This is a genomic window from Kitasatospora sp. NPDC048545 (assembly GCF_040651155.1).
In the GTDB taxonomy this organism is placed as follows: Bacteria; Actinomycetota; Actinomycetes; order Streptomycetales; family Streptomycetaceae; genus Kitasatospora.
The window spans coordinates 69,229-96,036 of record NZ_JBEZIQ010000034.1 but is presented as its reverse complement, the minus strand read 5'-3'; the positions used below and the strand labels follow the sequence as shown (position 1 = coordinate 96,036).

Genomic DNA, 26,808 nt, shown 5'->3' with positions numbered 1-26,808 from the left:
CCGGCCGTCGCGTGCTCAGACCGCGACGCCCTGCCCGGACGGCTCGGCACCGGGCACGAGGTGGGCCGCCGCCGACGGCCGTACGGCGACGGCTCCGGCGCCCGCCCCGGCGCGGGCCCGCCACTCGCGCGGGGAGATCCCGTAGACGGCCCGGAAGGCCCGGCTGAAGTGACTGGCGCTCACGAAGCCCCACCGGCCCGCCACCGCCGCCACGGTGGGCCGGTCGGCCGAGCGGCGGGCCAGGTCCCGGCGGCACACGTCCAGCCGCCGGAGCTGGATCCAGCGGGCCACCGTCACGCCCTCGAAGCGGAAGAGCTTGTGCAGGTACCGCACCGACACGTGGTGGGCGGCCGCGATCGACTCCGGCGAGAGGTCCGGGTCCCCGAGGTGGCGCAGGACGTGGTCCTTCACCCGGGCCAGGGTGGCCAGCGCCGCCTCGGGGGCCTCCGGCACGAACCGGCCGCGGCGCTCCTGGGCGAGCACCGCCAACAGGTCCAGCGCCGTGGTCGCGAGCCAGGACGCCACGTGCGGCTCCATCGAGCCGGCCGACCGGGAGAGGCACTCCAGGTACCCGGCCACCAGCCGGGCGGTGTCGTCGGTGCCGCCGGTGCCCTGGAAGGCCGTCGCGGTCAGCACCCGCAGGTCCTCCTCACGGACGCCCGCGGCCGACCTCGGCCAGTGGAAGGCGGTGAAGGCGAAGGCGTCCGGCAGGTCCTTGGCGAACGGGCGCCCGGCGTCGGAGACCGCGAAGGTGCCGGGCCGCAGCTCGACCCGGTGGCCGTCCTGGACCAGGCGGGCGGTGCCGCGGTGCTGCAGGGCCAGCGTGAGGTGGTCCTCCCCGCCGCGGGCGATCAGCGCCGCGCTGCGCTCGACCCGCTGCGGCCCGGCCTCCACCAGGGCGACCTGCAGGTCGCCCAGCCGGTGGCTGGTGATCGTGCCGGGGCCCGGCACGCCGTCGGGCAGCGACACGTCGAGCGGGACGAAGGTGCGGGAGACGGCCTCGTGCCAGTACTCCGCGCGGTCGGCGGACGGTACCTCGGTGGTGTCGAGGACGACGGACATCGGTGCTCCTGGAACGGCTGTGGGACGGGGCGGACGGGGGGAGGCGGAAGGGGGCGCGGGGCGGACGGGGGCGCGGGGCGGACGGGGGCGCGGGGCGGACTGGGCGCGTCAACCGGCGTCGCCGTCGCGCACGTCGCACGCGTCCCGCACATCGCGCCCATCCCGCAGGTCGCACGCGTCGTGTCCGTCCCGCAGGTCGCGCCACTCCCGGGGCGAGACGCCGTACGCGGCGCGGAAGATCCGGCTGAAGTGCGCCGGGTTGACGAAGCCCCAGCGCTGGGCGACGGCCGAGACCGTCGGCGCGGTGCGGCCGCGCCGGGCCAGCTCGCGGGCGCAGGCCTCCAGGCGGCGCTGCTGGACGAGCCGGCTCACCGTCACCCCCTCCCCCTCGAAGATCCGGTGCAGGTAGCGCACGGAGATGTGGTGGGCGTGCGCGATCCGCTCGGGCGCCAGCTCCGGGTCGGCCAGGTGGTGGTCGACGTACTCGCGCACCCGCCGGACCAGGTGGGTGGTCGGGGCGTCCGCCCGCGCCGCCGGCCGGGCGCCGGCCAGCTCGGTCACCAGGGCGCTCAGCAGGTCCGCGACGCTGCCCGCCAGCCGGTCGCCGACCGGGGGCGGGTAGGAGTGCGCCGAGGCGGCGAGGCAGCCGAGGAACGGCAGCAGCACCGGCCCGCAGCCCTCCGTGGGGCCGACGGCCGTCGCCGCCGCCTGCCGCAGCTCCCGCTCCGGCACGCCCAGCAGCCGGCGCGGCAGGTGGAACAGGTGGGCGCGGAAGCGCTCCGGGTAGTCCAGGACGTACGGACGCGCCGTGTCGTACACCGCGAGCCCGCCCGGCGGCACCTCGGCCCGGCGCCCGTCCTGTTCCAGGACGGCCCGCCCCTGAACCTGCACCCCGACCCCGACCTGCGGCTCGCCGCTCGGGGCCCGTCCGATCAGCGCCGCCGTGCGGGAGAGCCGGGCGGCGTCCGCCTCCAGCGTGGAGATCCGCAGGTAGCCGAGCCGGTGGGACACCAGGACTGCGTCGAACGGCCGCTCGGTGCGCGGGTGCACCTCGACCGGGACGACCGCCCGCGACACCGCCCCGCGCCAGTACGCCGCCTTGTCCCCGTCCGCGACCGACGCGGTCGTCACCCGCACACCCATCTGACCGCCCTTCCGCCGACCTCCTGCGGACCCAGCCTGGCGCGCGGATGCGGGGGGCCGTTAGGTCATCTGACTGCACTTTCCGGCAGCCCGCCGCGGAGCCGCGCGGGCGACCGGCCGGCGGGCGCCGGTGCAGGTCAGGTGCTGTCCAGGGCGTGGGCGAGGGCGGCCCGCGAGGTGATGCCGAGCTTGGGGAAGATCTTGTAGAGGTGGGCCGCGACGGTGCGGGGCGACAGCTGGAGGCGGCGGCCGATCTCCTTGTTGGTCAGCCCGGTCGCGGCGAGCCGGGCTATCCGCAGCTCCTGGCCGGTGAGGCCGGACGGTTCCGCGGCCGGTGCGCCGGGCGGCGGTGCCACCGGTTCGCCGGCGGCCCGCAGCTCCTCCTCGCAGCGCTGCGCCCAGGGGTCCGCCCGGAGGCGGCGGAACACGTGGTGGGCGATGCGCAGCGGCTCCCGGGCGCCGGGCCGGTGGCGGCGGCGCAGCCACGAGCCGTGGGCGAGCCGCAGCCGGGCGAGGTCGAACACCCACCGCTCGGCGCCGGGGACGGCGTACGCGGCGCGGTAGGCGGCGTCGGCCTCCTCGTCGTCGGCGGCCAGGGCCCCGGCGGCGGCGCACAGGAAGGCGTGGCGGGAGGAGATCTCCGCGGAGCGGGCGGCCCGCCCGGCCGCGAGGTGGGCCCGGGCCTCCTCGCGCCGGCCGGTGTGCACGGCGGCCGTGACCAGGTCCAGGACCAGGGCGTGGTGCCAGGGTGGGCCGCCGGGCAGCCGCCCGGGCGGGGTGAGTTCGCAGAAGTGCGCGTACGCCTCCTCGTGGTGCCCGTGCGCGAGCGCGACCAGTCCGCGCAGGTGGGTGAGCCGGTCGAGGACGTAGCGCATCCGGGCCCGGGTGGCGACGGGCCGGATCGCCTCGTCGACCTCCCGCAGTCCGGCCTCGTCCCCCCGGCCGGCCAGGAAGTGGGCGTAGTACTGGCGGAACATCAACGCGTTGGCTTCGTAGCCGAGTTCGTCGGCCATCTCGGCCTCGCGCAGGCAGACGGCGGCCCGGTCCCACTGGCCGAGCAGGAAGTCCTGGTGGCACTTGGCCTTGGCGATCGAGCCCTGGGTGGCGTAACTGTGCAGGCCGGTGAAGCGCTGCCACAGGTCGTCCTCGGGGCAGTCGAGCGCCGAGGCGGTCCACAGCAGCAGCCAGGCGGCCCCGGCCTCCTGCTCCTCCGTCATGCCCTCGGCGACGGCCCGCAGGGTGGCGACCGTGTCCGGGCCCGGATCGGTCCAGGCCCGCAGACACAGCCGGCCCGCCGCGGAGACCTCGTCCCGGTGCCGTTCCAGGGCCCGCCAGGCCCAGGGGTCGTCCGTGTAGGTGGCGGCCAGGAGCAGTTTGAAGAAGACCTGTTCGGTCAGCCCGCCGAAGGTGTCGGCGCCCGGGGCGGTGAGCGCGTCGAGGACGCCGGGCAGCAGCGCGGCGGAGGACTCGAAGTCGACGTGGTGGCTCTGGTCGGCGTAGACCACCGCGTACGCGAACAGCGGCGCGACGTCGGCCGGCACGGTGCTGGTCTTCAACTCGTCGACCAGGGCGGCGGTGTGGCGCAGCTGTCCGCCGCGGGCCGACATCACCGAGGCCCAGGTGAGCCGGCGGACCCGGTCGCAGGAGCTGGGGCTGAGGACGGCGGCGCGTTCGAGCAGCAGCGCGCCCTCGGCGTCGCCGCCGCGGCGGGCGAGGTCGCGGCCGGCTTCCTGCAGGCGGCGGGCGAGGTCCTCGTCGGGCAGCAGTGCGGCGGAGGCCTCGTGGACCAGCCGCTGGGGGTCGTCCGTGGCGAGGACGTCGGACAGGGCGCGGTGGGCCTCGCGGCGCGCGGCGTCGGAGGCCGCGGCGACGACGGCGGTGCGGACCAGGGGGTGGCGGAAGACCAGCCGGCCGGCCGGGTCGAGCCGGGCCAGGCCGTCCGCCTCGATGCGGGCCAGGGTCTGCTGCGGGTCGTCGTCGGCGACGGCGCGCAGCCAGCCGCCGTTGCTGAAGTCCGGTCCGGTGGCGAGGGCGCCGAGCAGCAGGAAGCGGCCGGCCTCCGGCGTCACCGCGTCCAGCCGTTCGGCGAACATCCGCTCCAGCTTGCGTCCCAGTGGCAGCCGTTCGGGCAGCGGGGCGGTCCCCCGCTGCTGGGCGTCCGCCAGCTGGTGCGGCAGTTCCACCAGGGCCAGGGGGTTCCCGGCCGCCTCCGCCAGGACGCGGTCTCGGGCGGGCGCGGCAAGGTCGGGGTAGCGGGTGCCCAGCAGCAGGGCCGCGTCCGTCCGGGGCAGCGCGCGGACCTCGACGGCCTCGGCCGACCAGGTCTGCGCGGCCGGTCCGTCCGGGCGGCTGGCGCCGACGATCACCACCGGCACCTCGGCGCCGCGCCGGTGCAGGAAGGCGAAGACGGTGGCGCTCGACGAGTCGATCCAGTGCAGGTCGTCCAGGACCAGCAGGACGGGGGCGGTCCGCACCGCCTCCTCCAGCAGCGCCAGGGCGGCGGCTCCCACCGCGAAGCCGCTCGGGGTGCCGGAGCGGACACCGAACGCGCTCTCCAGGGCGTCCCGCTGGTGGGCGGAGAGCGCGTCGGAGTGCTGGAGCAGCAGGCGGAAGGCCTGGTGGAGGGCACCGAACGCGAGGTCGGTCTCCGCCTCCGCGCCGACGGCCCGCAGCACGGTGAAGCCCCGCTCCCGGGCGGCGCGTTCGACCCAGCCCAGCAGGGTGGACTTGCCGACGCCGGGCTCGCCGCGCAGCAGCACCGTGGACCCGCTGCCGCCGTCCTCGGCCTGTACCAGGGCCGCGGTGAGCAGTTCCGTCTCACGCTGCCGCCCCACCACGGCCGGGACCCGGCTGTCGTGCGCCACGTCTTCGTTCCCCTCGGGTCGGTCGGACGGACCGCCCGCCCAGGGCACCCAAGGCTAATGCCCGTCAGGACCTGCGATGACCACTCCGGGTGTGGCTCCGACCACATGCGGCAACACGCGCGGAGGGCGGCCGCCGACGTTCCGTCGACAGAACGTGTTCAGACAACTTGAGGCGTTCGTCGGCCGTACAGCGGGCAGTCATGAATGGTCCGCCGGACGGTACCCCGCAGCCGCTGTCCTTGGGGTGCCGTCCTCCACCCTCGCGACACCCAGAGGTCAATCCACCCATGGCAGAGCTGAACCGCCGTCGTTTCCTCCAACTCGCGGGCGCCACCGCCGCGTTCTCCACGCTCTCGCAGAGCATCGCGCGCGCGGCGGCGATCGCCCCGCAGGGCGCCACCGGCACCCTCCAGGACGTCGAGCACATCGTCGTCCTGATGCAGGAGAACCGTTCGTTCGACCACTACTTCGGCGCGATGAAGGGCGTCCGCGGCTTCGGCGACCCCCGCCCGGTGACCCTGCCGAGCGGCAAGTCGGTGTGGCACCAGACGGACAGCAGCAAGAAGGAGGTGCTGCCGTTCCGCCCCCGGGTGGACGACCTGGGCATGCAGTTCGTCCAGGACCTCAACCACGACTGGGCCGGCGGCCACAAGGCCTTCAACAACGGCAGGTACGACCAGTGGGTGCCCGCCAAGACGGCCACCACCATGGCCTACCTGACCCGCCAGGACATCCCGTTCCACTACGCGCTCGCCGACGCGTTCACCCTGTGCGACGCCTACCACTGCTCGTTCATCGGCTCCACCGACCCGAACCGCTACTACATGTGGACCGGGTACACCGGCAACGACGGCACCGGCGGCGGGCCGGTCCTCGGCAACCAGGAGGCCGGGTACGGCTGGACGACCTACCCCGAGCGCCTGGAGAAGGCCGGGGTCTCCTGGAAGGTCTACCAGGACGTCGGCGACGGCCTGGACGCGGCGGGCTCCTGGGGCTGGATAAGCGACGCCTACCGCGGCAACTACGGCGACAACTCGCTCCTCTACTTCACCAACTACCGCAACGCCAAGCCCGGCGACCCGCTGTACGACAAGGCCCGCACCGGCACCGATGCCAAGGCGGGCGACGGCCTGTTCGACGGCCTGCGCCGCGACGTCCAGGCCGGCACGCTGCCGCAGATCTCCTGGATCGCCGCCCCCGAGGCGTTCACCGAGCACCCCAACTGGCCCGCCAACTACGGCGCCTGGTACGTCTCCCAGGTGCTGGACGCGCTGACCTCCAACCCCGACGTGTGGGCCCGTACCGCCCTGTTCATCACCTACGACGAGAACGACGGCTTCTTCGACCACGTCGTGCCGCCGTTCCCGCCGTCCTCGGCCTCCCAGGGCCTGTCCACCGTCGCGACCTCGGCCGACTGCTTCACCGGGAACATCGGCAACGCGGCCGGCCCGTACGGCCTCGGCCAGCGGGTGCCGATGCTGGTGGTCTCGCCCTGGAGCACCGGCGGCTACAGCTGCTCGGAGACCTTCGACCACACCTCGATCATCCGCTTCATGGAGCGCCGCTTCGGCGTGCTGGAGCCCCACATCTCGCCCTGGCGGCGCGCCATCTGCGGCGACCTGACCTCCGCCTTCGACTTCACCGCGTCGAACACCGCGAAGGCCGCGCTGCCCTCCACGGCCGGCTACCTCCCGCCGGACCGCAACCGGCACCCCGACTACGTGCCCACCCCGCCCGTCACCGGCACCATGCCGGTCCAGGAGCCGGGCGCCAAGCCCACCCGCCCGCTCAAGTACGCCCCGTCCGTGGACGGCGCGGCCGACACCGGCACCGGCAAGTACCGCCTCGCGTTCAGCGGCGGCGCGGCGGCCGGCGCCCAGTTCCTGGTGACCTCGCCCAACCGCACCGACGGCCCGTGGACCTACACCGCCGAGGCCGGCAAGTCGATCGGGGACGCCTGGAACACCACCTACTCCAAGGGCGTCACCGACCTCACCGTGCACGGGCCGAACGGGTTCCTGCGCCGCTTCCGCAACCCCGGCAGGACCGCCGGGCCCGAGGTCACCGCACGCCACAACGCGACCACCGGCAACCTCGACCTCACCCTCACCAACGCGGGCGCGGCCGACGTCGTCCTCACCATCGCCAACGCCTACGCCGGCACCCCGCAGACCGTCACCGTCCGCCGCGGCGCGACCGTCGCGTACAGCGTCGACCTCGGCGCCTGCCGCAACTGGTACGACGTGACCGTCACCTCGGCCGCGACCGCCGACTTCGTCCGCCGCCTGGCCGGCCACGTGGAGACCGGCGCCCCGGGCCTCTCCGATCCGGGCATCGTCACCTCCTGAGCCCACCGGCCCCACCCCCGCCGACGGCCCACCCCGGGCACCTCACCCGCCCGGGGCGGGCCGCCGGCCCCGCCGTCACACGGCCCGGACGGCGGGGCCGGCACCACCGGTGAACAGGGAACGGCGCTCCTCCTCGGTCAGACCGCCGCGGATGCCGTACGGCTCCCGGGTCGCCAACGCGTGCCGGCGGCACTCCACCCGGACCGCGCAGCCGGCACAGACCGTCTTCGCCACGCGCCGGCGTTCCTCCAGGGCCGCGCCGCCCTCGCCGGCGGAGCCGAGGAAGAGGACGCTGTCGACGGTCCGGCAGGCAGCCTCCGAGGGCCGGGTCCACTGCTGTTCCGGTGCCGCGGGGCGGGAGTCGTCGGCCACGGGGGCCCCTTCCGAAGGAGGTGGTCGGTGTGCACCCACCCTTCTGACCCCGATCCGCGACTTCATGCCCCCTCGTCCCCACCCTCGCCCCTACCTGTCCCCCTACCCCTCACCCCCGCCCGTCCCCGCACCCATCCGATCCGAGACGGTCCCACAGGCCCGGAACGCCCCGGGCGACGGCCGCCATTCGGCGCAGCACGCCCCGGCACGGCGCGGGGCCGACCCGACGGCGTGCCTATCGTGGTCGGATGACCGACCGTCGGACCGCCCGGCCCGCCGCAGGCCGCTTCGGCTACCTCGTGGCCGCCGCCGCCTTCGCCGTCTGCATGATGGGCACCACGCTGCCCACCCCGCTCTACGGGCTGTACCAGGAGGAGATCGGCTTCTCCGAGCTGACGGTGACGGTCGTGTTCGCCGTCTACGCCTTCGGCGTCATCAGCGTCCTGCTGCTGGTCGGCAACGTCTCCGACACCGTCGGGCGCCGCCCCGTCCTGCTCGGCGCACTCGGCTTCGCGGCCTGCAGCGCCGTCGTCTTCCTGGCCGCGGACGACGTGCCGCTGCTCTGCCTGGGCCGCCTGCTGTCCGGCTTCTCGGCCGGTCTGTTCACCGGCGCCGGCACCGCCTACGTGCTGGAGCTCGCCCCGCCCGCGAGCCGGGCCCGCGCGGGCTTCGTCGCGACCGCCGCCAACATGGGCGGCCTCGGCTGCGGGGCGCTGCTCTCCGGCCTGCTCGCCGAGTACGCGCCCGACCCGCTGGTCCTGCCGTTCGTCGTGCACCTGGTGCTGCTGGCCGTGTCCTTCGCCCTCACCCTGCGCCTGCCGGAGACGGTCACCGGGGCCCGCCCGCTGCGCACCGCCCGGCCCGTCCGGCAGTCGCTGCCGCCGGAGGTCCGAGGGGTCTTCGTCCCGGCCGGGATCGCCGCGTTCGCGGGCTTCTCGCTGCTGGGCGTCTTCACCTCCGTCAGCCCCGCCTTCCTCGCCACCGAGCTGGACGTCCACAACCACGCGGTCGTCGGCCTGATCGTCTTCACGGCCTTCTTCGCCTCCACCCTGGGCCAGCTCCTGGTGCCCCGGCTCGGCACCGCCCGGGCGATCCCGCTGGGCTGCCTGGTGCTCATCGCCGGAATGGCCCTGCTGGCCGTCTCGCTCGCCCGGACCACCCTGCCGCCGATGGTGCTCGCCGCCCTCGTCGGCGGCGTGGGCCAGGGCATGGGCCTGCGCGGCGCCGTGGGCGAGATCGCCGCCGCGAGCCCCGCCGAACACCGCGGCGGTGCCCTGTCGATGCTGTTCGTGGTCGCCTACTTCGGCATCTCGATCCCGGTCATCGGGGTGGGTCTGCTCACCGGTCCGATCGGCCTGGCCCAGGCCGGCCTGGTCTTCACCGCCTGCATGGCCGCCCTGGCCGCCGTGTCCGGGGCGTACCTGCTGCGCCGGACCCGCGCCGGGACCTGATCCCGTGTTGCGCCGAACGGTGCTTGCCGCTTCCGCCGGGGACCGATAGACACGGTCCCGACACTGTGCGTGACACCCGGAGGTCTCCGCCATGAGCGTGACGACTCGGTACAGGGACGTCTGGGAGGGCTTCTGGCGCGACGCGCCCGAGGAACCGGGCTCGGTGATCTGGGACGCGGAGCCCTCCCTCACCGCGGAACGCCACCTCGCGCTGTTCGCTCCGCACGTCACCGACCCGGCGCTGCCCGGGTCCGCCCCCGACGGCCGGCGGATCGACCTCCCGGCCCAGTGGCTCGTCGTGGGGGCGCGGCCGGCCCGCCCCTGACCCCGGGGCGGGCCGCCGGAGCGGGCGGGCCGTCAGAGAGGGTGGGCCGTCAGAGCGGGTGGGCCGCCGTCAGCTCCTTCTCCCAGCGGAGCAGGTCGTCGAAGTACCGCCGGCCTCCGTCCGTCCATTCGGCGACCGGCTCCAGCGCCGCGATCGTCCCGCGGAGCCGCCGCAGGGCGTCGTCACGGCGCTCGGCGGCCTCCGGCGGCGCGCCCGGCTCGGCCGCCCAGCGGGCGAGTCCGTGCGCCATCCGGGCCAGCACGTGCGCGGCGTGCACGGCCCCGGTGACCGGTCGCGGATCGGGGCGCAGCGGGTGGCTCACCAGGACGTCGCCGTTGGTCACGTACCGCTCGAAGACGTTCCGCAGGTAGAGCGCGTGGTGGCCGGTCTCGTGCAGGAGCGCCTCGAAGGCGGCGGCGGGGCTCGCGACGCTGGAGGTGCCGAGGTAGACGGCGCCGAAGGTCGGGCGCAGGGTGGCGGAGCGGAAGGCGCCGCCGCGTACGTGCACGATGACCCGGACCAGCAGGTCCGTCTCCAGGGCGGCCTCCGGCCAGACCCTGCGCAGGGTCGTGCGGGCGGCTTCCAGGGTGGCGATGCCCTCGGTCGGGTCGAGCGTGCCGAAGTCGGCGTCGCCGGTGCCGCCGGTCCGTCGGATGTCGGCCCGCAGCTGTCCGGTGCCCCAGCGGCACCAGTCGGGGTCGGCCGCCGTGCCGTCCGGGGTGAGGTGGCGCAGTGGGGGCATCAGGCCGGCGGTGGCCGGTTCCCGCAGCAGCCCGGCGGTCCGGGCGGGGTCCGGCGCCGCCGCGGGGCCGTCCGCCGGGTCGTCCGGGGCGCCGGCCCCGGTGGCCGGCCGGTCGGCGGCCCAGACCAGGCCGGGGTGCAGGCAGGCGGGCGCGGGGGCGCCGCCCGGCAGCGGTCCGAGGCGGCGCACGACCTCCCGGTGGTAGCTGCGGACGAGGGCCACGGTACCGTCCGGGGTCATCCCGACCCGGACGGCCTCGTCCCGTCCGGTGCCCATCAGGCCTCGCCCGGGGTGGGTGCCACGCCCAGGATCTCGGTGAGCGAGGACTCCTCCGCCCGCTTGAGCTGCTGCTCGCGGGCCTGGAGCCGACGCACGATCAGGGCGGAGACCACCTCGTCACCCAGGTTCTCCAGGATGTGGAAGACGTCCTTGCGGACCTCCTGCCAGATCTCCTTCGACTGTCCGCTCATCGCCTCGGCCTTGCTGGGCAGCCGCCCGCGCAGGGCCGCGCTGCGCTCGACCGCCAGGTCGAGGACGTCGTGCAGGATCTGCGTCCAGGTGTCCTCCACGCCGTCGGAGAACGCGATGTGCACGGAGCCCTCGTCGTCGGTGGTGCCCTCGTGGTAGAAGCCGCGCGGCAGGTAGAGGCAGTCCCCGGCGTGCAGGGTGACCTCCAGGGCCAGCGGGGTCCGCGGGGTCACGCCCGGCTTGGACCGGTTGACCGGCCACTTCATCGGCGGCTCGTGCAGCCGCCAGGTCTTGGAGCCGGCCAGCTGCCGCAGGAAGATGCCGGCCAGGTCGTAGTGCGCCTCGGCGCCCTTGGAGTGCGGCGGGGTCAGGAAGGCGTTGGCGGCGACGGGGACGCCGATCTCGCCGGACAGTTCGGTGCAGAAGGCCTCCACCTCGGGGCAGTAGGTGGACATCGCCTGGAAGACCAGCGTCGCGCCCTGCCCCATCTGCGACACCGCGTACCGCGGGTCCACCAGCCCGGACAGCACCCGGCGCTCGTCGGAGCCGTCGTCCCCGGGCTTGGCGGCGTTGCGGACGCCGATGTCCTGGCCGTGGCGCCACAGTCTGACGTACGGGGTGCGCAGTCCGCGCTCGAAGAGCAGCCGCTGCGCGAGTTCCGTCGAGAACACGTCGTCCAGTGCGCCCATGTCCCGGCTGACGTAGGGCTCCGAGTCCCGTATGGACGACAGCTTCGACGGGTCGTCGAGGAGCTTCTCCAGCGCCATGTCATACCTCCGCGTCTTCGAGAACGGGCTCTTGTTCCTGGTGGAAATCGCGCACGCCGGGCACGGTCAGCGCCAGCAGTGCGGTGCCGAGCTGGACGACCGCGGCGCCGGCGAGCACGGTCGTGCGGCCCACCGCGTCGGCCAGCGGCCCGATCAGGGCCAGGCCGAGCGGCAGCAGGGCGAGGCTGCACAGCCAGTCGACCGAGCTGACCCGGCCGAGGATCGACGGGGGGAACTGGCGCTGGAGCGCGGTGTGCAGGAGGGTGTTGAAGGGCATCATTGCGAAGCCCGCGACCATGTAGCCGGCCACCACCCACCCCAGCGAGAACGGGGTGAGCAGCACCAGCGGCACCGTGGTGAAGAGCGCGTTGAAGACCATCGCGCTCGATCCGGGCCGCTTCAGCCTGATCCGCCCGACGACGATCGTGCCGACGAAGCCGCTCAGGCTGAACATGGCGATGACCAGGCCGTAGCTGGAGGGCCCCGCGAACCTCTCCTGGGTGATGACCGGCAGCAGGACCATGTGCGGCGCCACGACCAGCATGGTCTGCACGGCGGTCATCGCCAGCAGGGCCGAGGTCCAGCGGACCCGGCGCACCGCCGCCAGCCCCTCCCTGGCCTCCCGGAGGATCGAGGAGCGGGCCTGCGGCCGTCGCACCGGCGGCTCGGTGACGGCGAGGACGCACAGCAGGCTCACCGCGAAGGTGGCCGCGTTGGCGGCGAAGGCCACCCGGGTGCCGACGGTGGCCACCAGCACGCCGCCGAGCGCCGGCCCGATCACGGCGGCGGCGCTCTCGGTGCTGCCGCGCCACACGTTGGCGCTGAGCAGCCGGTCCTCGGGGACGAGGGAGGGCACCAGTCCGCCGTACGCGGGGCGGAAGAACGCCTCGCCGCTGCCCACCAGGAAGGTCATCACGGCCAGGGAGAGGGTCGCCGTGTCGAACGCCCCCAGCACCACGACCGTGATGGCGACCAGCCGGAACCCGTCGGCGATGATCATCGCCCGCCGGCGGGGCACCCGGTCCGCCCAGACACCGCCGAGCAGCGCGAACAGCACCGTGGCGAGCATCCGGGCGCCGATCACCAGCCCGACGTCGCCGGCGTCGCCGCCGCGTTCGAGCACCCGGAGGGAGACGGCCACGTTGAAGAGCTGGTCCCCGACGGCGCTGACCGCCTGGCCGGCCCAGAGGAATCGGAAGTCGCGCAGTTCCATGGCGCTGCCGGTCGGCTTGCCGGTCAGCGCGGTCTTCAGGTCGGGCATGCTCAGCCGATCGCGCTCGCCGCCACCGGGTCCGTCAGCTCTCCGTAGCCGAACCCGCAGCAGTCACCGGTGATGTCCTCGTCCCGCACCAGGGCGGGGTGTTCGGCACCGGTCACCCGGAGGTCCGCCAGGTCGACGGGTTCGGTGTCGTCGTCGATGTGGAGTTCGGCGCCGTCGGTGATCAGGTCGAGGTGGACCTTCTCCTCGTAGCCGACCACGGCGCGGTCCTGGTTGTGCTGTCCGAATCCGATGTGCACGCCGACCCGTCGCTCGTTGATGTGCGAGTTGGCCGGGATGAAGAGGCCGATGCCGGAGTTCGTGCCGAAGCCCAGCTCGCCTACCCGGGTGCCGTGCGGCTGCCTGAAGCAGAGTTCCACCAGCTCGCGGACCTCGTCGGAGCCGCCGGAGAACCCGGTGGCGCGCCCGTCCGCGATGTCGACGGTGAGCGGCCGGGCGCCCAGCCGGGTGTCGATCCGGGTGATGACGTTGCAGTTGAGCGCGCCGTCCGCGACCAGCCGGCCCTCGATGCCGGCCGGGTAGGTGGCGATCTCCCCCGCCGGGAGGATGGTGAAGCCGCCCGGGCGCCACACGCCGCGGTTGCTGATCCAGTCGTAGCGCCCGGCGTCGAGCCGGATCCGCAGGTCGGTGCCGCCCTTGCTGCGGACCCGGACGCTGCGGGCCTTCGTCAGCCGGGTGAGCAGTGTGGCGTTGCGGGCGCTGAGTTCCTCAGGACCGAGCTTGAGGGCCTGTTCGAAGAACTCCCGCGAGGCGCTGATGATGCGCACCACCATGCACCGGTCGCTGCCGAACTGCTGCATGACGTGCAGCAGTTGCGCGAAGTGGGACATCGTGTCGCGTTCGAGCGTGAAGACGACGAGCCGGCCGGTGAAGGACTCCGGGTCCGGCACGGCGGCCTTGAGGCGGGCGGCGAAGCCGTAGTCCACCAGCGGGCGCATGCCGATGACCTGGGCACTCAGCCCGCGCTGCTTGAGTCCGGCGACCAGCCAGGCGGCCGGTTCCCGGCTGTCCGGAGAGAAGACGACGACGCAGTGGTCGCGTACGGAGAGGCCGGCGTACCGGTCGAGGAGTGCGTCGACTCCGTCCCGTACGTCGCGGTCGGACTGCACATCGGTCAAGACTCGCTCCTCTGGCTCTCGGTGCTGTCACGAGGAGTTCCGGCCGCGGCGGTGCGCCGCGGCCGGAACTCCCGAGGGCTTTGCCGGACCTGTCAGGTCGCGACGAACCAGGCCATCAGCGGGCCTTCGTCGCCGCTGCCCACCGGCACGAGCACCTCGGCCGACTCGGCCGCGGAGAGCTCCCGCAGCGCGTCCTCGACCAACGACTCGTAGCTGGGCGTTTCTGTCGTGTTCTGCGTCATCCTTGACTCCTCTCAGACAACAGCTGTCCCACGACCCTAAGCGCCATGCTCATGCAAGGTCAACGCGATCGAGATCGCAACTTCCGTTTGATTTCGCCTACTTGGGGTACAAGCGCGCCGCCGGGAATCCGGATGTCCGGGTGTGCGCCCGCCGCTTTCGCGTAGGGTCCGAGGTGCATGCCGGTCGACTGACGGAGGAGACGGTCATGGGAGCTTCCCCCGACGCGGACCCACCCCCGCCGCTACGCCGGAACCGGCCACTGCTGCTCCTGGTGGTCGAGCAGCTGACCGGCTCGGTGGGCCGTCAGGTCACCGCCCTGGCACTGCCGTTGCTGGCCATCGCCCATCTGGGCGCCGGCCCGCTGGGCGTCTCCGCGCTCGTGGCGGTGACCTATCTGCCGGGGGTGCTGCTGAGCCCGCTGATCGGCGTCCTCGTCGACCGGGCCCGGCTGCGCCGGCTGCTGGTGGCGGGGGCCTGGCTCCAGGTGCCCGTCGTCGGGAGCGTGCCGCTCGCGGCCGCACTGGACGGACCGACCTGGCCGCACCTGTTCGCCGCGGCCGCGCTCTCCGGCGCGCTGGGCTCCGTCCAGGGCGTCGCGCTGCAGTCCGGCCTGCCCCGCGTGGTGCCCGCCGCGCACCTGTTGCCCGCCAACTCCTCGCTCACCGGGGCCCGGACGGTCGGCCTGATCGGCGGGCCGGCGCTCGGCGGCGTCCTGATCGGCCTCGTCGACCCGGCGCCGGCGCTGCTGGTGGAGTGCGCCGCGTACCTCGTCGGCGGCGCGCTCTTCCTCGCCCTGCCCGCGTCACTGGACCGCCCGCCGCGGGAGGCGGGCGCGGGGGCCCGCTCCCGGATCGAGGCCCTGCGGGAGGGGCTGGCGGTGATCCGGCGCGAGACGCCGCTGCGTCGCCAGGCCCTGGCCGCGGCCGGACTGAACCTCGGCGGCGGCGCCGCGAGCGGCCTGTTCGTGCTGTACGCCGAACGGGAGTTGGGGCTGGCCCCGTGGCAGCTCGGCACGGTCTACGCCGCGTACGCCGTGGGCACGGGCGCCGGCGTGCTCGCCGCGACCCCGGTGGCCCGGGCACTGGGCACGACCCGGGCCGTCCGGGTGTGCGCGGTGGGCGCGGGGGCCGCCCTGTTCCTCATCCCGGCAGCCTCGCTGGGGGCGGCGTTCGCGGTGCTGGTGCTGTACCAGCTGCTGTTCGCCCCACTGGCCACGGTGTGGTCGATCGCGATGACCACCGGGCGGCAACTCGCCACGCCCGCACATCTGTTGGGCCGGGTCAACGCCTTCCTCCAGGCGGTGCTGACCGCCACCCTGCCGGTCGGCGCCTTCGCCGGGGGCTGGCTCGCCTCACGGGTCGGCGTCGTCCCGGTCCTGGTCGGGGCGGCGGCCGTCGCCCTGGCCGGCACCGGCAGCCTCTGGCTCCCGCGCTCCGTCCTCGCCGGGGTCGAACGCGCGGCGGCGTGAGAAACGGGGGCCGACGGCCCGCAGCTCCCGTCCCCCGTCCCCCGTCCCCCGGACCGCCGGCTACCCCCGCAGCTCCAGGGTGCAGCACTTGACGCTGCCACCGGCCTTGAGCAGTTCGGTGAGGTCCACGCCGATCGGCTCGAAGCCGCGCCGGCGCAGTTCGCCGGTCAGGTGGGTGGCCGATTCGGGCAGCAGGACGTTCCGGCCGTCGGAGAACGCGTTGAGGCCGAAGACGGCGGCGTCCTCGGCGGTCGCCAGGACCGCGTCCGGGAACAGCTCGCGCAGCACCGCGCGGCTGCCCGGGGTGAAGGCCTCCGGGTAGTACATGACCTCGTCGTCGGAGAGGACGGCGAGGGCGGTGTCCAGGTGGTAGAACTCCGGGTCGACCAGGGTCAGTCCGGTCACCGGGACACCGAAGAACTCCTGCGCCTCGGCGTGCGACCGCGGGTCGGTGCGGAAGCCGGTGCCGGCGAGCAGGCGGCGGCCGACCAGCAGGTAGTCGCCCTCGCCCTCGTTGATGTGCTCGGGCCACAGGAGGTCGGTGTGGCCCTGCGCGCGGAACCAGTCGAGGTAGGCCGGCCCCTCGGCGGTGCGCTCGGCGTGGCGGAAGCGCGCACCGAGGACCTTCCCGTCGATCACGGTGGCCCCGTTGGCGGCGAAGACCATGTCGGGCAGGCCGGGCAGCGGGGCGATCTCCTCGACGGTGTGGCCGAGTTCGCGGTAGAGGTCGCGCAGCCGGGTCCACTGGGCGAGCGCCAGCGCTGCGTCGACCGGCTTCTCCGGGTGCATCCAGGGGTTGATGGAGTAGTGGACGTCGAAGTGGCTGGGCGGGCACATCAGCAGGCGGCGCGGGGTCGCGGTGCGGACCGGCGTCCGGTCGCCCGGGCCCGGCCCGGTGGTGTCCGTGTTCGGCATGGTTCTCCTCGGTCAGGGGGTGCCCGGTGCGGGCGGGACGGGCCCGGGAGGGCGGGAACGGGCTCCGGGCCGGTCAGTCGATGAGCCGGCGCCGCATCCCGCGGACGGCCAGGAACCAGGCGAGGGCGGCGAAGACGACCAGCACGGCCCCGTGCAGCGCGTCGCCCGCGCCCAGCGCCCCGAAGGCGGCGTGCCGGACCAGCTGCATGCAGTGGTAGATCGGGTTGACGGCGGCGACGCCCTGGACCCAGCCGGGCAGCCCGTCCAGCGGGAAGAACACGCCCGCGGCCATCACCAGCGGCGTCAGCACGCCGGAGACCACGAGCCGCAGCCAGTCGATCGCCGGCACCAGGCAGGACACCCACATGCCGAGCAGGGCGAACGCGAAGCCGGACACCAGGGCCACCAGCGGCACCAGCAGCAGCTCCGGGCCGGGCGGCAGCCCGATGGCGAGGGTGACCAGCAGCGGCGCGGTGCCGTAGACGGAGGACTTGACGGCGATCCAGGAGGCCTCGGCCGTGGCCAGTTCCCAGACGTCGACCGGCTGGCAGAGCACGGCGTCGTAGATCTTCTGGTACTTGCGGCGGTTGAAGCTCTCGAACATCCCGGCGAAGGCCGAGGCGAAGAGCACCGAGGTGACCACCATGCCGACGCCGACGAACTGCGGGTACGGGTGGCCCTGGACGGAGTCGATCAGCCGGCTGAAGCCCAGGCCGAAGCCGGTCATGTAGACCAGCGGCTCGATCAGCGAGCCGAAGGTGATGGCGGGCCAGTAGCGGCGGAAGAGCAGCAGCTCGCGCAGCCAGACCGCCCGCATGGTCGGCCACAGGGCCGGGGGTCGGCCGGGGTCGGGCGCGGAACCGGTGTGCGCCTCGGTGCGGGGCGCGGGCGTCGCCGTGGTCATCGGGTGTCCTCTCTGTGGGGGCGGGCGGGCCCTGCTCCCGCCGGTGGCCGGAGCGCGGCACGGCTCCGTCCGGTGCCGCCCCCGTCGGGGGCGGTCGGCCGGCGGCGCTCGGCCGCGCGGCGGGGTTCAGCCGAACAGTTCTCCGGTCAGTGCGACGAACACGTCCTCCAGGGAGGTCGGGCGCAGCACGTCAGGCGGGCCGAGGCGCTCGTGCAGTTCCGCGGTGATCGTCTCGGCCCGCAGGACGGAGACCGCCGGGCCGGTGCGCCGGCTGGGCAGTCCGGCCCGGGTGGCCTCGGCCTCGACGAGTTCGCGGCGGGCGGCGTCGCCCCGGTACTCGGCGGCCTGGGCGCCCGCGTGCGCGCGCAGCAGTTCCGCCGGGGTGCCCCGGGCGATCATGCGGCCGCCGAACACCACGGCCACCTCGTCGGCGAGCCGCTCCGCCTCCTCGATGTAGTGGGTCGACATCACCACGGTGGTGCCGGCGGCGCGCATCCCGTCGATGACGTCCCACAGGTCCTGGCGGATCTGCGGGTCGAGGCCGACGGTGGGCTCGTCCATGAGGAGCAGCCGCGGGTTGTTGACGATGCCCCGGGCGAGCAGGACCCGGCGGCGCATGCCCCCGGAGAGGGCGTCGGCCCGGGTGTCGGCGCGGTCGGTGAGCCGGACCGCGGCGAGCGCGCGGTCCACGGCGTCACGGTACCCGGCGCGCGGCAGTGCCGTGAACCGGACGAAGACGTCCAGGTTCTGCCGCACCGTCAGTTCGGGGTCGATGTTGTCGTGCTGCGGCACGACGCCGACCAGGGACCGGGCGCGGCGGGAGTCGTCCGGCATCCGGTGTCCGAACACCTCCACCGTGCCCGCGTCCGCCCGGGTCTGTCCGGTGAGCATCCGCATGGTGGTGGACTTGCCGGCGCCGTTGGGCCCGAGCAGGCCCAGGAACATGCCGGCCGGGACCTCCAGGTCCAGGCCGCCGACCGCCGTGGTGGCGCCGAAGGTCTTGACCGCACCGCTGATTCGGACGGCAGGGGTGTCCACGCGGGCCGCTCCTTTCGGGAAGGGTCTCGGGAGGGTTCCCGAGGGTTCTCGGGAAGGGTCTGGGAAGTCGCGGAAGTCGCCGTCCCGGGCCGGCGGGCGTCCTCGGGACCGGAATTCCGGGCCCGGCTTCCGGCCGCGTGCGGAACGCGTCCGTCCGACGCGATTTCACAACGGCCGCCGGGGCCTCGCCGGTTGGGTTCCGATCGCACGAACGGCGCGCGCTCATCTAACCGCAGAATCGCCTTGTCAGGAACCCGCTCAGGGGGGTTCCCATGTCCATGACCAGGTGTTATGTTGACCGAAGATCAATGCCGCTGGGTCCGCTTCACACGGCCCATCCGGGGGGAATTCGGCTCAATCACCCGCTGCGCACCCGATTTTCGACATCGGATCGCGGCGGGTGCCGTTCGCATGTTCCGTCCTCGGTGGTCCACCCGCGGCAGCACTGCCCATGATGCCCCGATCGAGGAGTTGTGGATGCAATCCGACGCGCCGTTCACCGGGACCGTCCAACTGCGGGCTGCGGCGGCCGAGGACGCCGGCGCCGTCACCGAGGTCTTCCTGGCCTCCCGTGCCGCGACCATGCCGTACCTCCCCCGACTGCACAGCGACGAGGCCACCCTGGGCTGGATCACCCACGTGGTACTGCCTGGCACCCGCGTCTGGCTCGCCGAGGACGCCGGCACCCGCGCCCTCCTGGGCTTCGCCTCACTCGACGGCACCCTGCTCGACCACCTCTACCTGCGCCCCGACGTGCGCCGCCGGGGCATCGGGACGCAGCTGCTGGAGGCCGTCAAGTCGGCGAGCCCGCAGGAGCTTTCGCTGCACGTCTTCCAGAAGAACACCGAGGCCCGCGCCTTCTACGAGCGGCACGGCTTCGTCGTGGTGGACACCGACGACGGCAGCCGCAACGAGGAGAACGAGCCCGACATGACCTACCGCTGGACCGCGTGACACCCACCCGCGCCCCGCGGTAGTACCCCCGCCGAGGGACGTCGGCGGGCCCCAACGGCCACGAGCCACCGGACCACCACCTCCGGCCCGCCCGGCCCACCCGGCCGGCGGGACGGGTTCACCTGGAGGGATGCCCCGTGCTGGGCGAACACAGCCTGCCCGCGGAAACACCGCTCTCGTACGCACAGTTGGCGCTCTGGTTCAACGACCGCCTCCAGGGCGGCGACGCCTCGTACAACGTCCCGGTGGCACTGCGGCTGACCGGCCCGGTCGACCACGAGGCACTGCGGTCCGCGCTGGCCGACGTGCTGGAACGGCACGCGGCCCTGCGCACCCTGTTCCCCGAGCGGGACGGCGTGCCGCGCCAGCACGTGCTGCCGATGGCCGAGGTGCCGCCGGTGCTCACCGTGGTGCCGACCACCGAGGCCGAGCTGCCTGCCCTGGTCGACGCCGAGTCCGGGCACGTCTTCGACCTGCGGGCGGAAGCCCCGCTGCGGGTCCGGCTGTTCGCGCTCGGCCCGGAGCAGCACGTGGTGCTGATGGTGCTGCACCACATCGCCGGCGACGGCTGGTCACTGGCACCGCTGGCCCGCGACCTGAGCACCGCGTACCTGGCCCGGACGCAGGACCGGGCGCCCGTCTGGTCGCCGCTGCCCGCCACCTACGCCGAGTACGCCGTGCGCCAGCACGAGAACCTCGGCGACCTGGACGACCCGCAGAGCAGCGGCGGACGCCAACTCGCCTACTGGCGCCAGGCCCTGGCCGGGCTGCCGGACTTCCTGGAGCTGCCCACCGACCACCCCCGGCCGGCCGCGATGTCGCACCGGGGCGAGTACTTCCCCTGGGACCTCCCGGCCGGGCTGCACCGCGAGCTGCTGGCGCTCTCCCGCTCCTGCCGGGTCAGCATGTTCATGGTGCTGCAGGCAGCGCTGGCCGCGGTGCTGACCCGCTCCGGGGCCGGCACCGACATCCCGATCGCCAGCCCGATCGCGGGCCGCACCGACGAGCGCTACGACGAGGTCGTCGGCTACTTCGTCAACCCGCTGGTCCTGCGCCTGGACACCTCCGGCGACCCGACCTTCCGCGACCTGCTCAAGCGGGTGCGCCGCACCGACCTCCAGGGCTTCGCCCACCAGGAGTTCCCGTTCGAGCGGCTGATCACCGCGCTCAACCCGCACCGCTCGCTGGCCTGGCACCCGCTGTTCCAGGTGATGCTGGCCTTCCAGAACACCCCCGAGGCGTCCCTCACGCTGCCCGGCATCGCGACCGAGATCGCCGAGGCCGGCCCGGGCGGCGCCAAGTTCGACCTGTCCTTCAACATCCGCGAGACCCACGACGCCGACGGCGCCCCGGCCGGGCTCGGCTGCTTCGTCGAGTACAGCACCGACCTGTTCACCCGGGCCGGCGCCGAGGCCCTGGCCGCCCGGCTCGGCCGGTTGCTCGCCGCGGCCGCCGCCGACCCGGACCGCCCGATCGGCGCGTACGACCTGCTCACCGACGACGAGCGGCTCGACCTCCTCGACCGCGCCGCCGGGCCCGCCCTGCCCGCGGCCACCACCACCTACCACGCTGCCTTCGAGGAGCGCGCCGCCCTGGAGGGCGGGGTCACGGCGCTGGTCGCCGAGGACGGCCGGCTCACCTTCGCCGAGGTCAACGAGCGGGCCAACCGGCTGGCCCGGGAGCTCGTCCGGCGCGGCGCCGGCCCGGACCGGTACGTCGTCCTGGCACTGCCGCGCACCACCGACCTGTACGTGTCGCTGCTCGCCGTCCTCAAGTCGGGCGCCGCGTACATCCCGGTCAACCCCGTCATGCCGCGCGAGCGGCTGGCCGGCATCCTCGCCGACGCCGCCCCGGTCTGCGTGCTCGCCACGACCGCCGACGCCGGCCGGCTGCCGGACGGCGCGCCCGTGCTGGCCGTCGACGACCCCGGGGTCCGGGCCGCCGTCGCCGCCCACCCCGGCGGGAACCTGACCGACGCCGACCGGACCGGCCCCACCGGGCCGCTCGACCCCGCCTACGTCATCCACACCTCCGGGTCGACCGGCGTGCCCAAGGGCGTGGTGATCCCGCACGGCGGCCTCAGCAGCCTGATGCAGCACCACCGCACCCGCATGGTCCGCCCGTCCGGCGGACCGGGGGGCCGGCGCCTGCAGCTCGGCCTGGTCGCCTCGATCACCTTCGACACCGCCTGGGAGCCGCTGTTCTGGCTGCTCGAAGGCCACCCGCTGCACCTGCTGAGCGACGCGGTCCGGCTCGACCCGCGGGCCCTGGTCGACTACGTCCGCCGAGAGCGCCTGGACTTCCTCGACCTCACGCCGACGTACGTCCCGGCGCTCACCGCGGCCGGCCTGTTCGCCGAGGACCGGCACCGCCCGACCGTGCTGATGCTCGGCGGCGAGGCGGTCGGCCCGGCCCTGTGGACCGAGCTCTCCGCACTGCCGGACGTCGAGGTCTTCAACTACTACGGCCCGACCGAGTGCACCGTCGACGCGCTCGCCTGCAACCTGACGGACAGCGCGAACCCGGTCATCGGCCGCCCGCTCGACAACACCCGCGCCTACGTGCTGGACGACCTGCTCCGGCCCGTCCCGCTCGGGGTGCCCGGCGAGCTGTACCTGTCCGGGCCGCACCTGGCCCGCGGCTACCTGCGCCGCCCCGCCCTCACCGCCGAACGCTTCGTCGCCGACCCGTACGGCCCGCCCGGCGCCCGGATGTACCGCACCGGCGACCTCGCCCGGATGCGCCGCGACGGCCAGGTGGAATACCTCGGCCGGGCCGACGGGCAGATCAAGGTCCGCGGCTTCCGGATCGAGCCCGGCGAGATCGAGGCGGTGCTGCTGCGCCACCCCGCCGTCCTCCAGGCCGCCGTACTGGCCCGCGGCGGCAGCGCCGAGGAGCGCTACCTCGCCGCCTACCTGGTGACCGGGGACGGTACCGCGCCCGACCTCGCCGAGGTGCGCGAGCTGCTGGCCGGGCAGCTGCCCGACTACATGATCCCGGCGGCGTACGCCGTGCTCGACCGGCTGCCCCTCAACTCCAGCGGCAAGCTGGACGGTTCGGCCCTGCCCGAGCCCGACCTGCGGGCCACCGCGGGCCCGGCCCGGGCCCCCCGGGACGACCGCGAGGCCGCGCTCTGCGCGCTGCTCGCCGAGGTCCTGGGCGTCCCCGAGGTCGGCCCCGACGACGACTTCTTCGCACTCGGCGGCCACTCGCTGCTCGCCACCCGGCTGGTCAGCCGGGCGCGCACCGCGCTGGGCGCCGAACTGCCCATCCGGGCGGTGTTCGAGAGCCCGACCGCCGCCGGGCTGGCCCGCCTGGTCGACACCGGGCGATGTCGCCCGGCGCTGACCGCCGTTGCCCGCCCCGAGCGGGTCCCGCTCTCGCACGCGCAGCGCCGGCTCTGGTTCCTGCAGCAGCTGGATCCGCTCAGCGACGCCTACCACGTCCCGCTCGCCCTGCGCCTCGACGGTGCCCTGGACGCCGACGCGCTCGCCGCCGCGCTGCACGACTGCGCCGTCCGCCACGAGGCCCTGCGCACCGCCTTCCCCGCCGACGCGGCCGGCCCCCGGCAGCTGGTCCTCGACCCGGACGGCCTGCCCCCGCTGCTGCGCCGTTCCGCCCTTGCCGCCGGGGCCACCGACGAGCAGCTCGCCGAGGCCCTGCGCACCGCCGCCGCGGAGCCCTTCGACCTCGCCGCCGCCCCGCCGCTGCGCGCCCACCTGTTCGGCCTCGCGCCGGACCGGCACGTCCTGCTGCTGACGGTCCATCACATCGCCTGTGACGGCTGGTCGCTGGGCCCGCTCGCCCGCGACCTGGGCACCGCCTACCGTGCCCGGACGACCGGCCGCGCGCCCGAGTGGACGGCCCTGCCCGTCCAGTACGCCGACTACACCCAGTGGCAGCTCACGCTGCTCGGGGACGACCGCGACCCGGGCAGCCCGGCCGCACGCCAGTGGCAGTTCTGGAGCGAGGCCCTGGCCGGCCTGCCCGAGGAGATCGCGCTGCCGGTGGACCGGCGCCGCACCGCCGAGACCGGCCAGGCGGCCGGCCGCGTCCCGCTGCGACTGGCCGGCCCCGACCACCGGGCCCTGGCCGACCTCGCCCGGGAGCACGGCGCCAGCCTCTTCATGGCCGTCCAGGCCGGCCTGGCGGCCCTGCTCACCCGCCTCGGCGCGGGCACCGACATCCCCGTCGGCACCCCGGTCGCCGGCCGCACCGACGAGGCCCTGGACGACCTGGTCGGGTTCTTCGTCAACACCCTGGTGCTGCGCACCGACACCGCCGGCGACCCGGCCTTCCGCGAACTGCTGCTCCGTGTCCGGGACGCCGACCTGGCCGCCTACGCGCACCAGGACCTGCCGTTCGAGCGGATCGTCGAGCTGGCCAACCCGGAGCGCTCCCCCGGCCGCCACCCGCTGTTCCAGGTCGCCCTGGTGATGGACCAGGCCGGCCCGGCCGTGGACATCCCCGGGCTGGCGAGCGAGGTGCTCACCGCCGGCCTGGCCCCGGCCAAGTTCGACCTCACCGTCACCCTGGGCGCGCCCGACGGGCCGGACGGCGAGCTGAGCGGCGGCATCGAGTACCGCACCGACCTGTTCGACCGGGCCACCGTCGAGGCGATCGCGGGCCACCTGGTCCGGCTGCTCGGCGCGGCGGCGGCCGACCCGGAGCAGCCGATCGGACGGGTCGCGCTGGCCGCGGCCGACGAGCGGGCCGGACTGCTGGCGGCCTCCCTCGGCGAGCGCCGGGACCTCACCCCGACCACGCTGGCCGCGCTCGTGCGCGAGCGGCTCGCCGCACCGTCCGCCACCCCGGCGCTGGTCTTCGAGGGGCAGGCGCTCGACCCGGCCGAACTGGACCGCCGGATCGAGGCGATGGCCCGCCGGCTGGCCGCCGTCGGCGTCCGCCCGGGCAGCCGGGTCGCGGTGGCCGTGCCCCGCTCGGTGGAGCTCGTGGTCGCGCTGTGCGCCGTCCACCGCGCCGGCGGTGCCTACGTCCCGCTCGACCCCGACTACCCGGCCGACCGGCTCGCCTTCATGCTCGCCGACGCCCGCCCGGCCGCCGTGATCGCCGCCCCGGAGCAGCTCGCGGTGCTGAGCCCCGCCGAGGGCGTGCCGTGCCTGTCGCCGGAGGACCTGCCGGCGCCCGAGGGCGTGCTGCCGACCGCCCCCGGTCCCGAGGACCCGGCGTACGTGATCTACACCTCCGGCTCGACCGGGCGGCCCAAGGGCGTGCTGGTCCCGCACCGGGGCATCGTCAACCGGTTGCTCTGGGGCCAGGAGGAGTACCGACTGGAGGCCCGCGACGCGGTGCTGCAGAAGACCTCCGCCAGCTTCGACGTCTCGGTCTGGGAGTTCTTCTGGCCGCTGGTCGCCGGTGGCACCCTGGTCGTGGCCAAGCCCGACGGGCACCGCGACCCGGGGTACCTGGCGGATCTGATCCGACGTCAGGACGTCACCGTCGCACAGTTCGTGCCGTCCATGCTGGACGCCTTCCTGCAGCACCCGGGGGCCGCCGACTGCGCCGGGCTGCGCCTGGTGGTCGCCAGCGGCGAGGCCCTGTCGGCGGCGACCGTGCGCCGGTTCCGGCAGGTGCTCCCGGGCGTCCGGCTGGCCAACCTGTACGGGCCCACCGAGGCGTCCGTCGAGGTGACGGCCTGGGAGTGCGGGCCGGCCGACGAGCAGCCGCGCCCGGTGCCGATCGGACGGCCGGTCCAAAACACCGGCGCCCTCGTCCTGGACGCCGCCCTGAACCCCGTCCCGGCTGGCGTGCCCGGCGAGCTCTACCTGTCCGGCGAGCAGCTCGCCTACGGCTACCTGGGCCGCCCGGCGCTCACCGCCGAACGCTTCGTCGCCGACCCGCACGGCGCGCCGGGCACCCGGATGTACCGCACCGGGGACCTGGCCCGCCGCCGCCCCGACGGCGCCGTGGAGTACCTGGGCCGGGTGGACGGCCAGGTGAAGGTCCGCGGCTACCGGATCGAGCTCGGCGAGATCGAGACCCGGCTCGGCGAGCACCCGGCGGTCACGGCCTGCGCGGTCGCGGTCCGCGAGGACCGGGCCGGCGCCGTCCGGCTGGTCGCCTACGCGGTGCCGAACCCCTCGGCGCAGCCGCCCACGGCCGCCGCGCTCCGCGCCCACCTGCGCGGCCACCTGCCCGAGTTCATGGTGCCCACCGCCTACGTGCTGCTCGGTTCCCTGCCGGTGAGCGTCAACGGCAAGCTGGACCGCCGGGCGCTGCCCGAACCGCAGACCCACGTGGAGAGCCGGGCGCGGGAACCTCGGACGCCGGCCGAGCGCACCCTGGTGGCACTCTTCGCCGAGCTGCTCGGCGTGCCCGAGGTCGGGCCGGAGGACGACTTCTTCCTGCTCGGCGGCCACTCGCTGCTGCTGATCCGACTGGTCGAGCGGATCCGGGCGGAGGTCGGCGTCGAGCTGCCCGTCCGGGCGCTGTTCGAGGCGCCGACGCCGGCCGGGCTCGCGCTGCGGCTGGCGGAGCGGCCCGGCCCGGCCGGCCAGGCCTTCGAGCCGCTGCTGGCGCTGCGCGGCGGCGGCGACCGGGCCCCGCTGTTCTGCGTCCACCCGGTGACCGGTGACGGCCTCGGCTTCCTCGGGCTGCTGCGCGGCCTCGACCCGGACCAGCCGGTGCACTCCTTCCAGGGCATCGGCCCGGTCGGCGGCGGTGAGCGGCCCGCCACCCTGGACGGGCTGGCGCGGGAGTACCTGGCCCGGATCCGCGCCGTCCAGGCGCACGGCCCCTACCGGGTGCTCGGCTGGTCCTTCGGCGGGCTGGTGGCCCATCAGATCGGCGTCCTGCTGCGCGAGGCGGGCGAGGAGGTCGACCTGGTCGCGCTGCTGGACAGCCACCCCGCGACGGCGGGCTCCGGGGAGGTCACCGACACCGTCGTCCTGGCGGAGCTGCTGACCTCGATCGGAGCTCCCGACGCCGAGGTCGCGGCGGTGCGGTCGGAGCAGTGGCGGCCGAAGCCGGCGGAGCTGCTCGACCGGCTGGCCGTCGCGCTGCGCGAGGCCGCGCCGCGTGACGAGGACCAGCTGGCGGTGTTCCTCGATTCCTGCCGCTACCACGCCGAGTTGATGGCGGGCTGGACCCCGGGCGTGCTCGACGCCCCGCTGATCGCCTTCACCGCGTCGGCCGACCACCGCTCGGACGAGACGGTGGCCGCGTGGTCGGCCCACACCACCGGGCCGGTGGCGGACCACCCGATCGCCGCCCGGCACCTGGACCTGGCCAACGCCGGGCCGATCGACGAGATCGCCCGGGTCGTCGCCACCGCCCTGCGCCGGGCCGACGAGGGCCGGCGATGACGGTCCGTCCGGCGCGCTCCGG

General features: G+C 74.8%; 17 protein-coding genes and 1 pseudogene. 6 read left to right on the top strand and 12 right to left on the bottom strand.

Annotation, left to right across the window (positions count from 1 at the left end):
• Positions 1 to 15: 15 nt before the first annotated feature.
• From AB0D10_RS28625 to AB0D10_RS28615, 3 genes are all read right to left on the bottom strand, one after another.
• A complete protein-coding gene (locus AB0D10_RS28625) occupies positions 16 to 1,062 on the bottom strand; it encodes a helix-turn-helix domain-containing protein (protein ID WP_360261834.1) in 1,047 nt (348 codons plus the stop codon).
• Positions 1,063 to 1,170: 108 nt separating this feature from the next.
• A complete protein-coding gene (locus tag AB0D10_RS28620) occupies positions 1,171 to 2,193 on the bottom strand; it encodes a helix-turn-helix domain-containing protein (RefSeq protein WP_360261833.1) in 1,023 nt (340 codons plus the stop codon).
• 149 nt (positions 2,194 to 2,342) lie between these two features.
• Positions 2,343 to 5,069 (bottom strand): BREX system ATP-binding domain-containing protein, encoded by a 2,727-nt coding sequence (locus AB0D10_RS28615; protein WP_360261832.1) that lies wholly within the window; start codon positions 5,067 to 5,069, stop codon positions 2,343 to 2,345.
• 287 nt (positions 5,070 to 5,356) lie between these two features.
• Between AB0D10_RS28615 and AB0D10_RS28610 the strand changes: the two genes are divergently transcribed.
• A complete protein-coding gene (locus AB0D10_RS28610; RefSeq protein WP_360261831.1) occupies positions 5,357 to 7,417 on the top strand; it encodes a phosphocholine-specific phospholipase C in 2,061 nt (686 codons plus the stop codon).
• Between the two features lie 75 nt (positions 7,418 to 7,492).
• On the opposite strand, the gene AB0D10_RS28605 is transcribed toward AB0D10_RS28610, so the two are convergent.
• Complete coding sequence (locus tag AB0D10_RS28605; protein ID WP_360261830.1) at positions 7,493 to 7,789, bottom strand: WhiB family transcriptional regulator; 297 nt, start codon at positions 7,787 to 7,789, stop codon at positions 7,493 to 7,495.
• 248 nt (positions 7,790 to 8,037) lie between these two features.
• Here AB0D10_RS28605 and AB0D10_RS28600 point away from each other — a divergent pair, with 248 nt between their 5' ends.
• Positions 8,038 to 9,240, top strand: coding sequence for an MFS transporter (locus AB0D10_RS28600; RefSeq protein WP_360261829.1), 1,203 nt, complete (start codon positions 8,038 to 8,040; stop codon positions 9,238 to 9,240).
• Positions 9,241 to 9,331: 91 nt separating this feature from the next.
• Positions 9,332 to 9,487: pseudogene (locus AB0D10_RS28595) on the top strand (SAM-dependent methyltransferase); the annotation flags it as partial.
• A 127-nt stretch (positions 9,488 to 9,614) separates the two neighbouring features.
• Here AB0D10_RS28595 and AB0D10_RS28590 read toward each other — a convergent pair.
• From AB0D10_RS28590 to AB0D10_RS28570, 5 genes are all read right to left on the bottom strand, one after another.
• Positions 9,615 to 10,583, bottom strand: coding sequence for an HEXXH motif-containing putative peptide modification protein (locus AB0D10_RS28590; protein WP_360261828.1), 969 nt, complete (start codon positions 10,581 to 10,583; stop codon positions 9,615 to 9,617).
• Positions 10,583 to 11,542 (bottom strand): cupin domain-containing protein, encoded by a 960-nt coding sequence (locus AB0D10_RS28585; protein ID WP_360261827.1) that lies wholly within the window; start codon positions 11,540 to 11,542, stop codon positions 10,583 to 10,585. The genes AB0D10_RS28590 and AB0D10_RS28585 overlap by 1 nt, the downstream gene beginning before the upstream one ends.
• A gap of 1 nt (position 11,543) precedes the next feature.
• The gene (locus AB0D10_RS28580; protein WP_360261826.1) at positions 11,544 to 12,803 is read right to left on the bottom strand and encodes an MFS transporter; all 1,260 of its coding nucleotides are present in this window, start codon (positions 12,801 to 12,803) and stop codon (positions 11,544 to 11,546) included.
• Between the two features lie 2 nt (positions 12,804 to 12,805).
• Positions 12,806 to 13,939, bottom strand: a complete 1,134-nt coding sequence (locus AB0D10_RS28575) for a hypothetical protein (protein ID WP_360261825.1) — start codon at positions 13,937 to 13,939, stop codon at positions 12,806 to 12,808.
• Positions 13,940 to 14,031: 92 nt separating this feature from the next.
• A complete protein-coding gene (locus AB0D10_RS28570) occupies positions 14,032 to 14,181 on the bottom strand; it encodes a hypothetical protein (RefSeq protein WP_360261824.1) in 150 nt (49 codons plus the stop codon).
• A 206-nt stretch (positions 14,182 to 14,387) separates the two neighbouring features.
• Between AB0D10_RS28570 and AB0D10_RS28565 the strand changes: the two genes are divergently transcribed.
• A complete protein-coding gene (locus AB0D10_RS28565) occupies positions 14,388 to 15,650 on the top strand; it encodes an MFS transporter (RefSeq protein WP_360261823.1) in 1,263 nt (420 codons plus the stop codon).
• A 60-nt stretch (positions 15,651 to 15,710) separates the two neighbouring features.
• Here AB0D10_RS28565 and ddaH read toward each other — a convergent pair whose 3' ends face one another.
• The 3 genes from ddaH to AB0D10_RS28550 form a co-directional block, all read right to left on the bottom strand.
• Complete coding sequence (ddaH, locus tag AB0D10_RS28560) at positions 15,711 to 16,565, bottom strand: dimethylargininase (protein ID WP_360261822.1); 855 nt, start codon at positions 16,563 to 16,565, stop codon at positions 15,711 to 15,713.
• A gap of 73 nt (positions 16,566 to 16,638) precedes the next feature.
• A complete protein-coding gene (locus AB0D10_RS28555) occupies positions 16,639 to 17,469 on the bottom strand; it encodes an ABC transporter permease (protein WP_360261821.1) in 831 nt (276 codons plus the stop codon).
• A 126-nt stretch (positions 17,470 to 17,595) separates the two neighbouring features.
• A complete protein-coding gene (locus AB0D10_RS28550; protein ID WP_360261820.1) occupies positions 17,596 to 18,507 on the bottom strand; it encodes an ABC transporter ATP-binding protein in 912 nt (303 codons plus the stop codon).
• 477 nt (positions 18,508 to 18,984) lie between these two features.
• Here AB0D10_RS28550 and AB0D10_RS28545 point away from each other — a divergent pair, with 477 nt between their 5' ends.
• Positions 18,985 to 19,461: a GNAT family N-acetyltransferase gene (locus AB0D10_RS28545; protein WP_360261819.1), complete on the top strand. Its 477-nt coding sequence runs from the start codon at positions 18,985 to 18,987 to the stop codon at positions 19,459 to 19,461.
• Positions 19,462 to 19,598: 137 nt separating this feature from the next.
• On the top strand, positions 19,599 to 26,786 hold the full coding sequence (locus AB0D10_RS28540; RefSeq protein WP_360261818.1) for an amino acid adenylation domain-containing protein: 7,188 nt from the start codon (positions 19,599 to 19,601) through the stop codon (positions 26,784 to 26,786).
• The last annotated feature ends 22 nt before the right edge of the window (positions 26,787 to 26,808 follow it).